Raw genomic sequence first — 17,031 nt, 5'->3', positions numbered from 1 at the left:
ATTTGGAACACCTGTGCGGCTTCACTTTTCTTCATGCCGTCTAACTCGATCGCTTGGATCACCTTCTGACGCAGGTCATAACTATAGGGGTTTGCCATGAGCAGCTTGAATAATTTCAGGACAACAGGTGATCTCTACTCTACGTCCTAACTATCTTGGCGGTTGCTATATATCCGCTTCTCGGTTGCCAATGTAGGTCACGGTTGTTGCACCCCCAAGCTCAAAGCATCGCTGACTTGAGGCGGCGGACTCTAGCCACTTGAGAGATTCTTTTTCCTCAAGTGGCAACTGTTTGTCGCGCCGAGTGTGCTTGTCTGGACGTTCGGCTGGACGACTCCACATTTGGACGCTACTGATACCCAATGGAAACCCACTCGCCGCATTCAACGCCAATGTCGGATGAATGAAAAATCCTAAGTCTTGGTTGTTGCCCACCACCCCTAAGCCTTCCGGCTTCAGGCGTCCTGCATGAGCTTGTAAGTTAATCTCACTGCTATCACTAACTGCCAGCACATGCAGTCCTTCCACTTGTTGCTGGTCGTGAGCGGACAAACTTTTGGCTAACTCGCTCAGACTCACTTGCTGATTCTCTAAAAAGCGGTAGTATCCCATCTGTTGTGCCCAGTCTCGACTGATCTGGCGAATGTTTACCGATTGATGCTCACAGATGGCCTCGTACAATGATGCCCCCTTTTTTGCAGGCGTCGGTCTCCAAACGCTGCTCCTTTGAACTGTTGGGCATGGATAAGGAGCGGATTCTCCATCATTTTGCGCTCTTTGATGCGATTCAGATTGTTTCAGGGCGACTTATGTATACACGGTAGCTAGCAGAGGTGAGGGGCAGGGGTGGGGTTCCGAATGCCGAGGAATTATTGGTAAACCGACATAATCTTACCAAGAAGTCCTCTTCCCTCAGCCCTCAGTCCTCTTCAATCCGCCCAATGTTTCGCTCTTTCAACTGCTTTTTGCCACATTGTAAAATTCGCCTGTGCCTGGGTGACTCCCGCACCGGGTTGAAAAGTTCGGTCGATTTGACGACTTGCGGTTAATGTGGCGTAATCTTGCCAAAAATTAACTGCCAAACCAGCAGCAAAAGCGGCACCTTGTGCAGAAGCATCGAGAACGGCTGGACGTTCTACTGGGATTCCTAAAACATCCGCTTGGAGTTGCATTAAAAAGTCATTTTGACAAGCTCCTCCATCTACTTTTAGCATGGAAATGTCGGTACCGCTATCTTGGTTGATGGCCTGTACAACTTCTTTGACTTGGAAGGCGATCGCTTCTAGTACCGCCCTGACCATGTGTTCTCGCTGCACCCCGCCCGTAATGCCGAAAAATGCCCCCCTGGCACTCATATCCCAGTGCGGCGCACCCAAACCACTCAACGCCGGAACGAAATAAACACCCCCGTTATCCGCCACCTGCTGTGCCATTCGTTCTGTATCCGTAGCCGCCGTAATGAGTTTAATGCCATCCCGCAACCATTGGATGCAAGCTCCAGTGGTAAATATACTGCCTTCCATGCCATAGCCGACTTGGATTTTTCCGTCATTGTCTGTCTGCGTCCAAGCGACAGTTGAAAGGAGTTGATTGCGCGATCGCTGTATTTTTTCTCCGGTATGTGTAACTAAGAAGCAGCCAGTGCCATAGGTGCATTTTAATAAGCCAGGGCGATCGCAACCATGAGCAAATAAGGAAGCTTGTTGATCGCCTAAAATTGCCGTAATGGGCACCTCACCGCCTAATAATTCCGGCTGAGTGTAGCCAAATAAGCCTAAACTTGGCTGGATTTTTGGCATCAAATGAACCGGAATTTTAAATAACTTCAGCAGCGTTTCATCCCACTCCCGCGAAGCCAGATTCATCAACATCGTGCGGCTGGCGTTACTATCATCCGTGGCGTGTACCTTACCACCCGTGAGGTTCCAGAGAATCCAGGTATCAATCGTGCCTGCTAAAACATTCTCTAAATCGATGGGGGGATGTTCTCGTTGAATTTCCTCCAACAACCAAGTTAATTTAGTTGCAGAAAAGTAGGCATCTAATACTAACCCTGTGCGATCGTAGATATCTGCTGCATGACCTTGACTTGCAAGTTGATTGCACAGGGGTGCAGTGCGTCGGTCTTGCCAGACAATTGCATTATGTAAAGGTCGCCCCGTGGTTTTGTCCCACAACAGGCAAGTTTCTCGCTGCACGCTTAACCCAATCGCAGCAATATCTTTTGCAGTGATGTCCGCCTTCTGCAATACAGTCTGCATCGCCCAACAAGTATCTTGCCAAATTTCTCTGGGGTCATGCTCTAACCAACCCGGTTGGGGATAATACTGAGTGAGTTCTTTGTAAGCAGAGCTAACAATCATCCCGTCAGCATTAAATAAGATCGCTCGGTTGCCGGTAGTACCGAGGTCTAGGGCGAGAACGTAGGCAGGAGTCGATGCAGTCATTGCAAGCTTTATTAGTAATAAATTGAGAGTTTCTCAACGGGCGAATTAAGCCGAAGTCTCGATCGTCAACGTTGCCAAGAATGCCAAGAAAGCGATCGCTGCTACACGCATCAGACTTTGAGCGTGCAACGTCTACGTTTCTCGGCTTTTTTGTATTCCTCATAACAGACTAACTTCACCCAGAGCCTTTCCTGGGGTAGAAGTTAGCAGAAATCGAGGCAGTTAGTTTGGAGGTAGACTCTCCACGTTCTGAGACTTTGCACAAGTATTTTGCACAAGTATAAGAGTCTGCCAAGAACCAGTTCTCATCAGCAATGCGATCGCATAAATATTCACCCAGTAGCGATCGCTGTCCCAAGCAAATTTTTGAAAGGAGGGCGAAAGCGATGCCCGACGTGACTCAGACTAACGCGACTCAGACTAAGCTAACCGATACCGTGCGCCAGATTGCCCACCCGCTCACAGGTGCCACCTCGGACTACGACCCCTTGATGGAACTTGTTGGCGATGCCCGCTTTGTCTTGCTGGGTGAGGCATCCCACGGCACCCATGAATTTTATCAAGCGCGAGCCGAAATTACCAAGCGGCTGATTCAAGAAAAAGGCTTTACAGCGATCGCTGTCGAAGCCGATTGGCCCGATGCTTACCGCGTCAACCGCTACGTCACTGGTGTCAGCGACGATACCACCAGTAACGAAGCACTCTCTGGCTTTGGACGCTTCCCCGCTTGGATGTGGCGCAACGCGGATGTGGTCAACTTCATTGATTGGCTGCGCCAGTACAATAGCGCCCTCCCTGAAAATGCGACGAAGACTGGCTTCTACGGTCTTGACCTCTACAGCCTACACCAGTCAATCGCCGCCGTTCTCGACTACCTGGACAAAATTGACCCAGAGGCGGCAGAACAGGCGCGTCACCGCTACTCGTGCTTTGAAGACTTTGGTGAAGACGCTCAATCCTACGGGTATGTCGCCAACTTCGATGATGAGGAATCCTGTGAGAGCCAAGTTGTCAACCAACTTCTAGAATTGCAACATCGTGCTAGCGAGTACGCCCATCGGGATGGTCGCGTGACAGAGGACGAATTTTTCTTTGCCGAACAGAACGCACGACTGGTCAAGAACGCCGAGGAATACTACCGCTCAATGTTTCGTGGTCGGGTGTCGTCGTGGAATTTGCGCGATCGCCACATGGCAGAAACGCTGCAACACCTCGTCGCTCATTTGGACAAACAAAGCGATCGCACCAAGGTCGTCCTGTGGGCGCACAACTCCCATCTCGGCGACGCCCGCGCAACCGACATGAGCGCACACGGCGAACTGAATGTCGGTCAACTGGTGCGCGAACAGTACGGTCGCGACGCGGTACTCGTCGGCTTCAGCACCTACACGGGAACCGTCACCGCCGCCTCAAATTGGGACGCACCTGCCGAACGCAAGCGCATCCGTCCGGCAGTCCCAGACAGTTATGAAGGGCTGTTTCACGATACGGGTTTGCCGCGCTTCCTGCTCGCCTTACGCGACAGTGGCTCATCAATCAAAGGATTGCGGGAGCCTCGATTGGAACGGGCGATCGGTGTCATCTATCGACCCGAAACCGAGCGGAGCAGCCATTACTTCCACGCACGGCTAGCCGACCAATTTGACGCCATCATCCACTTCGACGAAACCCAAGCAGTGCAGCCACTAGAGCGTGCCGGATGGGAGACAGACGAAGTGCCAGAGACATTTCCCTCTGGTTTTTAACTCGCCTCGCAGGAAGTCCCATGCTCTACCGGATCGAGGGGGAGCGGGATGAAACCCCGCGGGATGAAACCCCGCCTGTTGACGATACTCCTATGACCCATGCCGTTCGTGTAGCGTCTCGGAGAGAAGGCGAGGAAAGAGGAGATGGAGGAAACAGCCAGTTATTAGACCCCACCGTAGATTTATGAATCGGCTTTTTCCCAGCGAACAGGGACGGCTTCTCCCTAAGACTTTGGTACCGCATTCTAAGCGTGGAATTCTCCTCCAGCACGGCGACTTAGCTAAAACGTAATATATTTAGTTAGGTTTTTTGGAAAAAATTGCGGTATGGGGATTGAGCTACTGTGGAGTGCTGAGTCGATTATTGGAGTTCAGCGCTTTTTTGGGGCTAGCTGGAGTTGGTTCTTTAAGACCCTCACCATACTGGGGACAGTTCCAGCGATCGCGGTGGTCTTTGCTGTGGTGTTGTGGATCTGGGGGCGAGAGCTTGCCTACGGCTTGCTGGGTATTATCCTCTGGGCAACCTTTACAAACGTCCTGATTTGGACACTTTTCCCTGTGGCGCGTCCGCACGACCCGCAGATCGAGATCCGGGAAAAACAAACAGTACCGTCCTTTCCCAGCGGACACACCGTTACTGCAACTACCCTGTGGGGAACGTTGGCTGCGTTCGATCGTATCCCGATCGTGGTTGCGGGGGGTATTGTTGCGGGGGTGATGCTGAGTCGCCTATATCTCGGCGTACACTATCCGGTAGACTTACTCGGTGGTGTGTCGATCGGGCTGATCCTGGTGCTGACTTATCAGCGTTTGTGGTTCGTGCTTTTGCATTGGTTCTCCGGACGCCCCTTTCGATTTTTCTTAATCCTCGGTCTTTCCGCACCCGTTGCAGTGTTTCCTTTCACCGGCTTTTTGCCCCAAGCTTGGGAAATTTTTGGTGCTGCACTAGGTATGGGAATTGGAATGCCCCTGGAATATTGGTACGTTCATTACTCCCCAGATATACTTCCCTTCCAAAAGCAAATGTTGAAGCTGGCGGTCGGTTTGGGAGGACTTGCCATGCTCGTACTGGTGCCTCGCCTCATCGGCATTTACGGGGTGGCGCTTGAGGTGGTGACATTTGCGATCGCGGCACTGTGGATCGTTTTCCTGGCACCGGCATTGTTTGTACGCATGAAACTATCATCGACAGGACTGACGTAGCCATTCTGCAATCAAGCTGAAAACAGGCAATTGGGATTAAAAAAACGCTCCTTTCAAACGAATTTGCTGGAAGCGATGGATGCTACCGCCTCCCGCTGCGCTAACGCATTGCAAACGATTCCCCTGACAAGTCACTTCTGCCCCATCTAGCCAAGCTTGCTGCACTTCCATCCCGTGAAGTTGCACTTGGACACTGGCGTAAGGGAAAGCATAATCCCCGTGTTGTTCTTCCCAGGTCAGTTCTAAACCGTTCTCGTCCCGCACCATCCGGAACCGATCGAGCCGCGATTCTCCATATCCATCTCCGGCGTCGCTGTAAAGATGAGCTTCGCCGGTTCCTTGCACGGGTAGATAGAGGTGGAGAATCAGTTGCCGATCTTCCTCCATTGGGAGAATACTCCCCGCCCTCACCAGCACCGGAATCTGCTCTAGCGGTGCATCCAGATTCACCAGCTGCGAACCTTCCAGTACGGCATCATCCCAGAAACGATACCAACGACCCTTGGGTAACAGGACTTCACGCGATCGCGCTTTATCCTCGACAATCGGACAAATCAGCAGTGCATCGCCCAACAAGAAAGCATCTTCTACATCCCAAAGTGCAGATTCATCGCTGTCAGCCCAGAAAAGCGGACGAACTGGAGAATAACCCTTCTGGCTTGCTTCCCAAGCCAATGTATAGAAGTAGGGCAGCAGTCGGTAGCGTAATTGCAAGAATTGCCGAATAATACTCAGGTAAGGTTCGCCATACGTCCAGGGCGTGCGGTGTTCAACGTTATTAGAAGAATGGGTGCGGCAAAAAGTCAGAAAACTTGCCATCTGGAACCAGCGCAGGTAAAGTTCAGCACTCGGATTTCCCTGAAAACCGCCGATATCCGGGCCACTATAAGGAACTCCCGATAGTCCTAACCCCACCACTGTCGCCACCGTCTGCCGCAACGCCGCCCAAGTACACTCAATATCGCCCGTCCAAGTCCAAGCATAGCGCTGGAGTCCTGCCCAACCCGAACGCGAAACAATGAACGGGCGTTGATGGGGTCGATGTTCCCGCAGACTTTCGTATCCCGCCTCCGCTTGCAGCAATCCGTAGATATTATGAGCCTCGCGGTGGTCGCCACCTCTCCCTTCCAGGAAATGCCGCGTCGGTTTGGGAAGAGAGCGATCGCCCCAAAGAATAAAAGCAGCGGGTTCGTTCATGTCGTGCCAAAATCCCGCCACGCCGACATCGAGCAAGTATGCATACTGCCGACTCCACCACTTGCGTACCGTTGGATTCGTATAATCGGGGAAAACTGACCAACCGGGCCAGACCGGGGCAACAACAAGCTTGCCGTTGGGGTGTTTGCAAAACGCATCGAGAATCTGACCCTCTAAGAATAAGTTGCTCTGGCGGCTGTACTTAATTCCTGGGTTGAGGATGGCGATAAACTGCACCCCCAACTCAGCCAGTTCTTGCGTAAAACTTCCTAAGTTGGGAAAGCGTTCCGGGTCAATTGTGAAGGCTCGGTATCCCACCTGACAGTCAATATCTAGGTGAATTGCACTCAGCGGCAAATTATGAGCCTGAAATGTCTTCGCTTCTTTTCGGACTGCTTCTTCGGTACCATATCCCCACTTCGACTGATGATATCCCAAAGCCCAGCGGGGAGGCAGGGGAGAACGTCCCGTCAGCTCCGTGTAACGCTCTAGTAGTTCCGCAGGGGAGCCGGAGGTGAAGTAGTAACGCAGCGATCCTCCATCGAAGTCGGCTGTGGCGACATCCGCAAACGTAAAATTGGCGTTAAAAGAATTTTCATAGAAAACCAAATAACTGCCAGCGGAGTGAAGCCCCCAATAAACCGGAATGCAGATATACATCGGATCTGAACCGGGGGCATACATCCCCGCTGCGTCATAGTTCCACATCCGATAAGTTTTAGGTTGCTGGGTAACTTCTCCTTTCTTGGTCACCTGCCTCGCTGCACGCAGGTTGAGGGAGGAAGCACGTTCTCCCAAGCCATAAATGCGTTCTTCTTCTCGCAGTTGGGCTTTGTGAATCCATCCCCCGTCTTTTCGTTGCGGCGGGAGTTCTTCCCGTAAGGTTTGTCCAGAGGCGTCGCAGAATTTCAGGCTGCCATCGATTCCGACGATAACGGTGAGATTGTGGCTCGAAACCGTCCAACCCTCCGCCGTTTCTTCCAGCGTCGTCTCGACTTCCGACCACTCCTGACGAGCGATCGCATACGGAATCGGCGGTATCCCCGGCTTCCAATCCACTCGGACTAAATCGCTAGTCAGAAAACAAATTTCTAACTCTGCTTGCTCGAAGTAAAAATTAGCACCTCGATTGCTTGGCTCGCCCCGCAGTAATTTTCCGGGGTTGTCAAAAGCCTCATCGGCTGGCGGATTGGGAAACTCCTGTTCAATGCGATCGCGTTGGCGAGAATAGACCCATGCCTGCGGCATATAACTCACATAGAGCAGCGATCCTAGAACAAAACGTATCTTTAGCGATATTTCTTTGAAGAGACTCATCGTAATTTATGCGACAAGAAAGCTTAGATTTTCAACCGATTTAAAAATCTTTTTAATCAAGCAACTCTTCAAGAGAAAACCAAATTCATCGCGAGTGATTCATCAATCCTAAGTATGATTTTTTGAATCCAATAGAAAAGTTGGTTGATTTCAAAAATTTCTGCCGATTTACAAAGCAAATTCTAGCAAAGCTAGTTCTGAAAGCCTGCTGAAACAGCATTCCCTTCAGAACCCAGTAATTACAAGGATTCTTGCGTCTCTATCTATACTTATTAAATCCAAATTAAAAGAAAATGCTTAGACAAAAACTAGCTAAAAGTATTGAACTTTATTAGTGAAATCTAAGCCTCAAGATAGGGTATTTCTCTCAACCAACGAGACTAAGCTCAAATAGATAGATTAATTCAAATTGAGGAAAAAATCATGCCAGGTGGTCACGCCAGTCATAAAAGCACTTCACCCAAACCCAACACCAATGCGAATGGTCGGATTGATACTGCTGCCGACCTCTCAGTAGAACCAGCCGATCTTCTGGATGAAGGTGTTGATGCGAGAAGAGCCGAAGAAGAAAGTCCGGAGAATGCCGCCGCGACTCAACGACCGAATCAAGGCGGATCGGGGCAAGAACAGCAGTAATCGGCATTTATAGACCATTGCCAATTAAGATGAAGGGTGCCCAATAATAAGGGTGGCTAAGGCGATCGCTAACATTACCGGGTATATCGCGAATCCGTTCGACGACAAAAATGCCCCGTTCTTGACCCAAAGCTGTATAGTCGCCGGTAATCAAGGCGATTTGTGCTTGGCGGAGGGATTCAGCTTTTGGGGTATTGCCATTTTCTAGGGCGGTATAGAAAGCATTCATCAGTGCTTGGGTACCGCCATCATCGACCGTCCACAAAGATGCGATCGCCGCCCTCGCACCCGCCTTTTGCATCAGGTACCCAAAGCCTAAAATCTCTTTCCCATCACCTAATTGACCGCCGACTCCGGTTTCACAGGCAGAAAGGACGACCAGATCGGTGTTTTTCAAAGGCCAAGTTTCGACATCGCGGAAATTTGCGCGATCGCCATTACCAAATAAAATAAACGAATCTTCAGGTTTCCCCGTGACAAAGGCGGCATGAGTCGCGAAGTGGAGGATAGAATAATCGCTGATCCGGGCTAATATTTCCTTTTCGCTAAAGTCCCGGTTGAGTAAACCTGTCGTGTTAGGAAGCATCGCCGCCAAGTTTTCGACTTCCTTTCCTGCAAAGCGCAATCCTCCAAAGTTGAAGTTGCGATCGCCGACTTGAAAGCTGTAATTTCCCTGACTGAACGCACCCGCTAAAATCTTAGGCGCTTGGGGTTTCTTGTCCCACTCGATCAGACTCAAGGCAGTGATATTATTGACGCGGTACTTCTGCACCAACCACTGATTGCCGTCATACAAAGCCGCCAGGGGAATGTAACGCAGTTGCCCGTCTGGGGCATAGATAATCGTCTGGGCGTTCGCTTCTTTAAGGGCAGCTTCTATCGGTTGAATGAGCCAATTGTAGAGTTTTTGGGCAGGTTCTTTCGCATTCGCGTTCGGATTTTTCAAAGCTGAGCGAAAATCGACAATGGTGCGGTTGAGTTCTTCTCTTTTGACGGGGACAGTTTGATGAATCGGAGGCGCGTAGGGGGTAATGAGTACCAGTTCCAGGCGGTCTTCGAGAATCAGCGGATAGAGAAGAACGGCATCTTGTGCCAGTTTCTTGAGGTTGTCCTGTAAACCTACAAGCATTTGCGGGCTGAGGTTTTCGCTGCCTGTAGTTTGGTTCAGTTGCCCGACAAGAGTGACAATTTGGGGAGAACCGATGAAATCGAGAAATTTTCGAGTTGATTCCCGCTGAGCGGTTTCAATCTGCCGTCGGCGCTGTTCCTGCTGTGGAGTGCGATCGCTTGCGGGAATCTTCTGGAGTTTCTGTAGTTCTTTACCAATTTGGACAACGGAAGCGAGTTCAGTATTGTACTCGCCCAAAAGTCGCTCTTCTAAGGGTAAATATTCCACCCCCGGTTTTGTATTTTCGTTCCCTTGTACGGTGCGGAGGTAATCGTCGAGTTCTTGAACTTTGAGCAAGTCGAGGACTCGTTGCGCTTCGAGTACCCTGTTTTCTTTGAGCAAAAGGTCAGCGAGACGACGATAGGTGGCTGCAACGGTTTCGGTGTAAGACTGCTGTTGCTCTTTTGGCAGGCTTCTTAAATCTTTGCGAATGGCTTCCGTGACATTGACGGATTGTTTCAAGAAAGCGATCGCTAATTGCGGCTGCTTCTGTTCCTCTAACAGGAAACCAATGTTGTTGAGGGTTACACCTTCCCCTGGCTTATCGCCAATTTCTTTAACAATCGCTAAAGCTTGTTGATAAAATTCCAAGGCTTTTGGGTATTGTCCCAGGTACTTGTAAACTGCCCCAATGTTGTTGAGGGTTGTCCCTTCCCCTCCCTTGTCGCCAATTCGAGACCGAATGGCTAAAGCTTGTTGATATAACTCTAAAGCTTTCGGGTACTGTCCCAGGTAGTGGTAAAATGCCCCAATATTATTTAGAGTCCTCCCTTCCCCCGCCTTATCGCCAATGTCTTTACTAATGGCTAAAGCTTCCTGATAAAACTCCAAGGCTTTGGGATACTGTCCCAGGCTGTCGTAAACTGATCCAATATTGTTGAGAGTCGTCCCTTCCCCCGCCTTGTCGCCAATGTCTTTACTAATGGCTAAAGCTTGCTGATAGAACTCTAGGGCTTTCGGGTACTGTCCCAGGTTTTTGTAAACTTGCCCAATATTGCTGAGAGTCGTCCCTTCCCCCGCCTTGTCGCCAATGTCTTTACTAATGGCTAAAGCTTGCTGATAGAACTCTAGGGCTTTCGGGTACTGTCCCAGGTTTTTGTAAACTAACCCAATATTGTTGAGAGTCGTTCCTTCCCCCGGTTTGTCGCCAACGTCTCCGCGAATGGCTAAAGCTTGCTGATAGAACTCCAACGCTTTTAAATACTGCCCTAGCTCGACGTAAACTGCCCCAATGTTGTTGAGGGTTGTCCCTTCCCCCGCCTTGTCGCCAATTCGAGAGCGAATGGCTAAAGCTTGCTGATAGAACTCCAAGGCTTTGGGATACTGTCCCAGGTAGTTGTAAACTGCACCAATATTGTTGAAGGTATCTCCTTCCCCTGCCTTGTCGCCAATGTCTTTACTAATGGCTAAAGCTTGCTGATAGAACTCCAGGGCTTTGGGATACTGTCCTAGGTAGTTGTAAACTGTCCCAATGCTGTTGAGGGTATTTCCTTCCCCTGCCTTGTCACCAATATCTTTACTAATGGCTAAAGCTTGCTGATAAAACTCCAAGGCTTTCGGGTACTGTCCTAGGCTGTCGTAAACTTGCCCAATATTGTTGAGAGTCGTCCCTTCCCCCGCCTTGCCGCCAGTGTCTTTGCGAATGGCTAAAGCTTGCTGATAGAACTCCAAGGCTTTCGGGTACTGTCCCAGGTTTTTGTAAACTAACCCAATATTGTTGAGAATCGTTCCTTCCCCCGGTTTGTCGCCAATGTCTTTACTAATGGCTAAAGCTTGCTGATAGAACTCCAAGGCTTTGGGATACTGTCCTAGGTAGTTGTAAACTGTCCCAATATTGCTGAGAGTCGTCCCTTCCCCTCCCCTGTCGCCAACTTCTTTGCGAATGGCTAAAGCTTGCTGATAAAACTCCAAGGCTTTCGGGTATTGTCCCAGGTAGTTGTAAACTGCCCCAATATTGTTGAGAGTCGTCCCTTCCCCCGCCTTGTCGCCCACTTCTTTGCGAATGGCTAAAGCTTGCTGATAGAACTCTAATGCTTTCGGGTACTGTCCCAGACTGTCGTAAACTCTCCCAATGTTGTTGAGAATGACGCCCTCGCCTTTGCGATCGCCAATTTCTTGATTAATCGCTAAAGCCTGCTGGAATTTCTCTAAGCCTTCTCGAAATTGTCCCCTGTCTAATTGCTGAAGTCCCTCTTGGTTTAGCCGTTTCGCCTCCGCTGTTCTATCTTGGGTCGTTTGCGCCTGAACTACCAGCGGCTCAAAGTTTGAGGTAAGCGGTAAAAGGGGAAATGTTACCGAAAGCAGTAGAGTCGCAGTAGTAAAGCTGAGGTATCTAAGACGGTAGTGCATTGGGAAGTCCTCTTGCCGATTGGTAGATGGCTTGCTCCCTTATCTATATCTTTATCTGAGCCACAGTTATGTAAAAATTTGCTCAATTATCAAGCATTCCGGTTAGTGGCAAAGCTCATAGCTTGCACCATTGCTAAGTCGAAGGGCACTGACATAAGAGCCTTGAGATAAATCTCAGGCTTTGTAGAGACTCGAAATTGCATACAACTTAATTTAGCGAAATGATTTTTAAGTCGGCTCACCTAATAGCAACCGGGCGAAATTATACTAAATTTTAGGGCAATTAAAATTCTTAAACTGCAATTTGCTCTTAACTGAACTGAATTGAGGAATTAAAACTTACAGTTTGGATGGCACAAGCTTCCTCCTCCCTGTAAGATTCCTCAAAACGATTAGGGATTAATGCGTGCTACGCAATCTAGATTGACTGCGGACGTGACCATTTTGCGAAAAGCGCTCTGCCAAGATTTGTTGATAAACTGCTTCGTAACCATCAGTCATCTGTTGGACGCTGAAGTGGGTTTGCACGTGTTCTCGACAAGCGTAGCGGTTTAATTGGGCGGCTTTATCAATTGCAGCGATCGCTTCTTCAACGTTTTGGGTTAAAAAGCCTGTCTTTCCGTGAGCAATCACTTCTGGCGTAGAACCCATCTTCATGGCAATAACTGGCGTTCCTGATGCCATCGATTCAATCATGACTAACCCAAACGGTTCGCGCCAGGTAATTGGGAACAAAGTTGCAACAGCCCCTCCCATCAATGCATTCTTTTGAACATGGTTTGCTTCACCCAAATATTCAATCTGCTTGCCATCGATGTGAGGCTTGATTTCTTGCTCAAAATATTCCACATCAACGACATCTACTTTCCCTGCCATCTTTAAGTGCCAGCCAGAACGCTTAGCAATTTCTATTGCCAAATGCGGCCCTTTTTCCGGTGAGATTCGACCTAGAAAAGCCAAGTAAGGGGGGTTATCCGGCTGGGGGTAAAACTCATAAATCGTTGGATTGATGCCGTTGTAAACCGTAGCGACGCAGTTCAGATTTAGTCTGGGTTCCCGCTGGTCATTGGAGATACTAATGAAAGGTTGACGACGGGCGTGCATAAACAGCTTTTCATTGTCTGGGGTAAAAATGCCATGCAGAGTGTGAACAGTAGGCGTTTTTACCAGATTCGCATAAGGCAAGGCAGCGCAGCCCATGTGAGAGTGAATGATATCAAACTTATCTGCTTGCTCGTAGACTCGACTCAATTGCAGCATTTCGTAAATGCTATATTCCTTCACTGAGGAGTCTAAACGGAGTGCCTGTGGATGAACAGATTCTAATTCAGCGAGACTGATGGAATCACCAGATGCAAACAAAGTGACCTCATGACCGCGCCGGACTAATTCATCGCAAAGTAACCCGACAACTAATTCGATGCCGCCATAGGCTGGAGGTGGAACACGCTCCCATAAAGGGGCCACCTGTGCAATTCTCATCACTAACCTCCTAATTGTAGTAAGGTCTAATTTAGATTAGAAGAGGCTCTGTTCTATAGATGTCTGATTCCTTGTGAAGGATTTCGTAAACAGAGGAAATTACTTCACAAAAATTTAATCAAGTTTATTTAGTTTTGTAAATGCTACTTTGGACGGAAACTTGGAATCAAGAATGTAGAGATATCCGAACCAAAGAATATAAAGTTTGAGATATAGTTTTGAGACTTAAAATACTTGTATTGTGAGAGTTTTACGCGTAATAATCTCTTTTTATCTGGCACTATAACAACCCTATTGGAATTGTGAATCAGCAGAACAGATTACCGACTTCTTTAAGGAAGTCGGTAATCTCGCTTTCAAGCATCATTTAGGACTGCTATATCTTTCCGGAAGCAATCGGGCAAAACATAACTAAGAGGTAAGGTGCGTTCCAGCTACCTCCCACTCAGATCAGTATTAAAGTAACCGATTAGCTTCCCACAGCAGGTTTTGTTGAGGCAGCACAATAACTATCACTCACGACTATAGAGGTAGAAGACATTTTGACAACTTGTCTGCCAGATTCTCCGGACTGCAACTGTTTCTCCGGATGCATCACAATCTTCTTACAAACAACTTGATGGCTGCCTACATCCGCAAAGCTCCAGATGTAATTTTCAAAGTCACTGCTAGTCGCGTTAGCTGGAGATAGCGCTAACGCAGACAATAACACTATCTCCAAAGTTAATAGAGCTACGATCGCAATTCTCAGCATAGTATTTCTACCGAACTAAAAATTTTCCTCATCTGTATTTCTCTAATTATTCCCTGAATTTTCGTCTTCGTAAAGAACCAGGCTTAACCTGGATTTAGGGAGATGCAACCGCACCACGCTTTGATGAGCAGCTGCAACACTGCTGGAGATTGAAGGCTGCTGTGGGTGTGTATTTTAAAATCTCAGTTCAAGCCACTGATGCGGCAATTGAAGCAGCACTCAACAGAGAAATTGGAATAATCCTTTAACTTGTGGGAATGCACAAAGCTGTTATGTGAAAAATTAACCGCGATCGCACTTGCAGTGATTGCGATCGCGGTTAGTTGTCGTTTCAGCAACAGACGGAATTGCTCCCGTCTGCTGCCATGTCTCTCAGGAGGAATGGAGGATGCGAAGCGCGTTAATTAGGAAGCGATCGCAGATTCAGCTTGAGCCTGGTCGTTATGACCGTTACCTTGTTCGCTGTTCGCTTCTACCGTCGTGGAAGCATTTGTGGAAGCATTTGCCCCAGCGATTTCCTTTGGCATCGCTATAGCGCTATCGCGCATGGCTACGCTAACGCTGCCCACGCCTTGGCTTTCACCCAAGTTGAGTCTGACCACTCGGCGTTGCGCTTCTTCCACCTTAGGCAGCGTCAGCGTTAAAACGCCATTCTGGAAGTCAGCTTGTACCCGCTCGTTTTGGATATGAACCGGCAAAGGAATCATCCGTTGGAATTTACCGTAGCGAAATTCTGAGCGGAAATATCCTTTCTCTTCAACCTTGTTTTCAGAGCGGTGTTCCCCCGAAATTGAAACTGCATCACGAGTCACTTGGACATCGAGATCCTTAGCTTCTAATCCGGGAAGTTGTGCCCTGAGAATGAGGTTGTCATCCATATCTTGAAGTTCAACCAAAGGCGTCCAAGTCATCTCAGACTCGCGGTTGCCTCTTGCAAGTTCCTCAAACAGTTCGTCAAATTGACGGCGTAAGGTTTCTATTTCGCGGAATGGTTGCCAACGTATTAGTGCCATACGTTCAGTTACCTCCGTTATAGACTTAACTCACTCAACGTTATCGTTTGATAGGCTCGCGCACAGCTTCTTTGATTGCGATTACTTAATATGGAGAAGCTGCTTTACCTGAGGCAAGAAAATAGTCTTTTTCAGTAACTGGCTGCACCGCTAATTACTTTGACAAAGCAGCTTTTAGTTACAAGACTTATTTACTTGCCTTAATCTAATATTGTTCTATCCAAAAACTTTTGTCATTAGGGAAAACCCTACCTAGTAAGTAATGCTTTCCACCCATATTGTAGGGCCGCAAAACCGCGAACCTTTCCTGCTCGTGTACGGCAATAACCAATGATTAAGGTGGTCAACACCGTCTTACTGGATTTTCTCTAAATTTATACAATAGCGACAGCGTGAAGGACTCTAACGAGGAATCCTTCCCCCAGATGTTTATGATTTATCTTCCAGTCTCCCTACTTCTATTTATCCTGTTCCTGCTGCTACTACCTTTTCTTTGGTTTGCTTTAGCGGTGGATGTGGTGCAAATTGCGGTAGCCAAGCTAGGATTTTCTTCCGGTATGGCTGTTTTATTACTAACAGCAGTTATTCTGGGCAGCACTATCAATATCCCCCTCTATCGAGTGGAATCCCAAGCTGACTTGATCGATGACTTTACCTCCTTCTGGTTAAGGCAATTCTGGGGGATTCCTCTGAGGAAAGTGCAGCGTTCAACTGTCGTAGCTTTAAATGTGGGGGGTGGATTAATTCCGCTAGTTGTGGCGCTGTACCAATTTACCCGTGCAGATCCGCTCTTCATTGTCCTAGTGACTGTAATTGTCTCGCTTGTTAGCTACTACGGGGCGAAAGTGGTGCCGGGAATTGGTATTCAAATGAGTCCATTATTGGCTCCCCTAACCGCTGCGCTGTCTGCCATTGTGATTGCAGGGGTTCATGCTGCTCCTGTTGCGTTTGCTGGGGGCGTATTGGGAACGTTGATTGGTGCGGATTTGCTGCATCTGAAGGAAATTCAAGCAATGACACCAGGAGTGCTAAGTATCGGCGGAGCCGGAGTCTTTGATGGCATTGCTTTATGCGGTCTTTTTGCCTTGCTGTTGACTTAAATTGACACTCCTAGGACGGAAGCCTCTGGGAGTCTCGATTCAGCACAAACGTAAAGCTTTCGCCAGGAAGCCATAAAGTGACCCAGATCGTACTCGTGCTGCGATTGAGTTCGCCATTTCTTGTGATTTGAATCACAAGAGGCGGCTAAAAGAATCACTTTTTGCTATCCCATCGCATCACCAATGACAACCGGAAATTCACCGATATTATAGATATCGAGTTCAAGTCCCAAACGATGCCTTCTATCCAACTTCTCCCCACCGCCCTCTCTGAGTTATTCGCTCAAGTTACTTATTCTGGTTCTCTGACCCTTGCTGACCGCTACGGACTTATGGCAGCGCTACTCGATGATTCGCTGGGTGAAGAAGAGAGAGATGTCATCGACCGTCTCCTTCGCGCCGCGTGTAAAGGACGGCTTTCGTTAGTGGAGCAAATTTCGGCTGTAATGTAGAGAACAAAGCCAACGGGACTCTAGATAAAAAATAATCGGACTCGAAAGAACTCGCTCCTCAGTACACCCCAGATGGGTACTGGGGTTTTTTGTTTTTAATCGCTTTGATTTGGCGAATGTTGGAGTTTAAATTAATCTGAGTTTGGGATAAGAAAAGAAGGAGACCTG

General features: G+C 48.5%; 12 protein-coding genes and 2 pseudogenes. 6 read left to right on the top strand and 8 right to left on the bottom strand.

The genetic code is table 11. The features are described from left to right. From NC996_RS09715 to glpK, 3 genes and pseudogenes are all read right to left on the bottom strand, one after another. A pseudogene (locus NC996_RS09715) lies at positions 1-98 on the bottom strand (IS630 family transposase); the annotation flags it as partial. A 70-nt stretch (positions 99-168) separates the two neighbouring features. Further along, positions 169-669, bottom strand: a pseudogene (locus NC996_RS09710) (IS4 family transposase); the annotation flags it as partial. A 260-nt stretch (positions 670-929) separates the two neighbouring features. Further along, on the bottom strand, positions 930-2,447 hold the full coding sequence (gene glpK, locus NC996_RS09705; RefSeq protein WP_190689869.1) for a glycerol kinase GlpK: 1,518 nt from the start codon (positions 2,445-2,447) through the stop codon (positions 930-932). 386 nt (positions 2,448-2,833) lie between these two features. Here glpK and NC996_RS09700 point away from each other — a divergent pair, with 386 nt between their 5' ends. The 3 genes from NC996_RS09700 to NC996_RS09690 all read left to right on the top strand — a co-directional run bounded on the left by NC996_RS09700 (position 2,834) and on the right by NC996_RS09690 (position 5,395). Continuing rightward, positions 2,834-4,192 carry an erythromycin esterase family protein gene (locus tag NC996_RS09700; protein ID WP_190689902.1) on the top strand — a complete coding sequence of 453 codons (1,359 nt, stop codon included), beginning with the start codon at positions 2,834-2,836 and terminating at the stop codon, positions 4,190-4,192. 20 nt (positions 4,193-4,212) lie between these two features. After that, positions 4,213-4,380 (top strand): hypothetical protein, encoded by a 168-nt coding sequence (locus NC996_RS09695; RefSeq protein ID WP_190689866.1) that lies wholly within the window; start codon positions 4,213-4,215, stop codon positions 4,378-4,380. Positions 4,381-4,519: 139 nt separating this feature from the next. Further along, positions 4,520-5,395: a phosphatase PAP2 family protein gene (locus NC996_RS09690; RefSeq protein ID WP_190689863.1), complete on the top strand. Its 876-nt coding sequence runs from the start codon at positions 4,520-4,522 to the stop codon at positions 5,393-5,395. Positions 5,396-5,431: 36 nt separating this feature from the next. On the opposite strand, the gene NC996_RS09685 is transcribed toward NC996_RS09690, so the two are convergent. Further along, entirely contained in the window at positions 5,432-7,909 is a 2,478-nt protein-coding gene (locus tag NC996_RS09685; protein ID WP_190689858.1) for a glycoside hydrolase family 31 protein, read from the bottom strand. Positions 7,910-8,332: 423 nt separating this feature from the next. On the opposite strand from NC996_RS09685, the gene NC996_RS09680 reads away from it, so the two are divergent. Beyond that, positions 8,333-8,545 (top strand): hypothetical protein, encoded by a 213-nt coding sequence (locus tag NC996_RS09680; RefSeq protein WP_190412242.1) that lies wholly within the window; start codon positions 8,333-8,335, stop codon positions 8,543-8,545. Between the two features lie 7 nt (positions 8,546-8,552). Here NC996_RS09680 and NC996_RS09675 read toward each other — a convergent pair whose 3' ends face one another. The 4 genes from NC996_RS09675 to NC996_RS09660 form a co-directional block, all read right to left on the bottom strand. Next, positions 8,553-12,062 (bottom strand): tetratricopeptide repeat protein, encoded by a 3,510-nt coding sequence (locus NC996_RS09675; RefSeq protein ID WP_190689855.1) that lies wholly within the window; start codon positions 12,060-12,062, stop codon positions 8,553-8,555. Positions 12,063-12,461: 399 nt separating this feature from the next. Next, the gene (locus tag NC996_RS09670) at positions 12,462-13,544 is read right to left on the bottom strand and encodes a glycosyltransferase family 4 protein (RefSeq protein WP_190689852.1); all 1,083 of its coding nucleotides are present in this window, start codon (positions 13,542-13,544) and stop codon (positions 12,462-12,464) included. Between the two features lie 469 nt (positions 13,545-14,013). Beyond that, positions 14,014-14,298, bottom strand: coding sequence for a hypothetical protein (locus tag NC996_RS09665; RefSeq protein WP_190689849.1), 285 nt, complete (start codon positions 14,296-14,298; stop codon positions 14,014-14,016). A gap of 404 nt (positions 14,299-14,702) precedes the next feature. Next, complete coding sequence (locus NC996_RS09660; RefSeq protein ID WP_190689846.1) at positions 14,703-15,311, bottom strand: Hsp20/alpha crystallin family protein; 609 nt, start codon at positions 15,309-15,311, stop codon at positions 14,703-14,705. Positions 15,312-15,742: 431 nt separating this feature from the next. Between NC996_RS09660 and NC996_RS09655 the strand changes: the two genes are divergently transcribed. Both NC996_RS09655 and NC996_RS09650 read left to right on the top strand, forming a co-directional pair. Then, complete coding sequence (locus tag NC996_RS09655; protein ID WP_190689899.1) at positions 15,743-16,411, top strand: DUF1614 domain-containing protein; 669 nt, start codon at positions 15,743-15,745, stop codon at positions 16,409-16,411. Positions 16,412-16,572: 161 nt separating this feature from the next. Then, positions 16,573-16,863, top strand: coding sequence for a hypothetical protein (locus NC996_RS09650; protein ID WP_339380513.1), 291 nt, complete (start codon positions 16,573-16,575; stop codon positions 16,861-16,863). Positions 16,864-17,031: the final 168 nt, after the last annotated feature.

Origin of the sequence: Trichocoleus sp. ST-U2 (genome assembly GCF_039961875.1) — a bacterium.
Taxonomy (GTDB): domain Bacteria; phylum Cyanobacteriota; class Cyanobacteriia; order Cyanobacteriales; family FACHB-T130; genus FACHB-T130.
The sequence above is the reverse complement of the archived record's forward strand: the minus strand, read 5'-3'. Positions and strand labels throughout refer to the sequence as shown.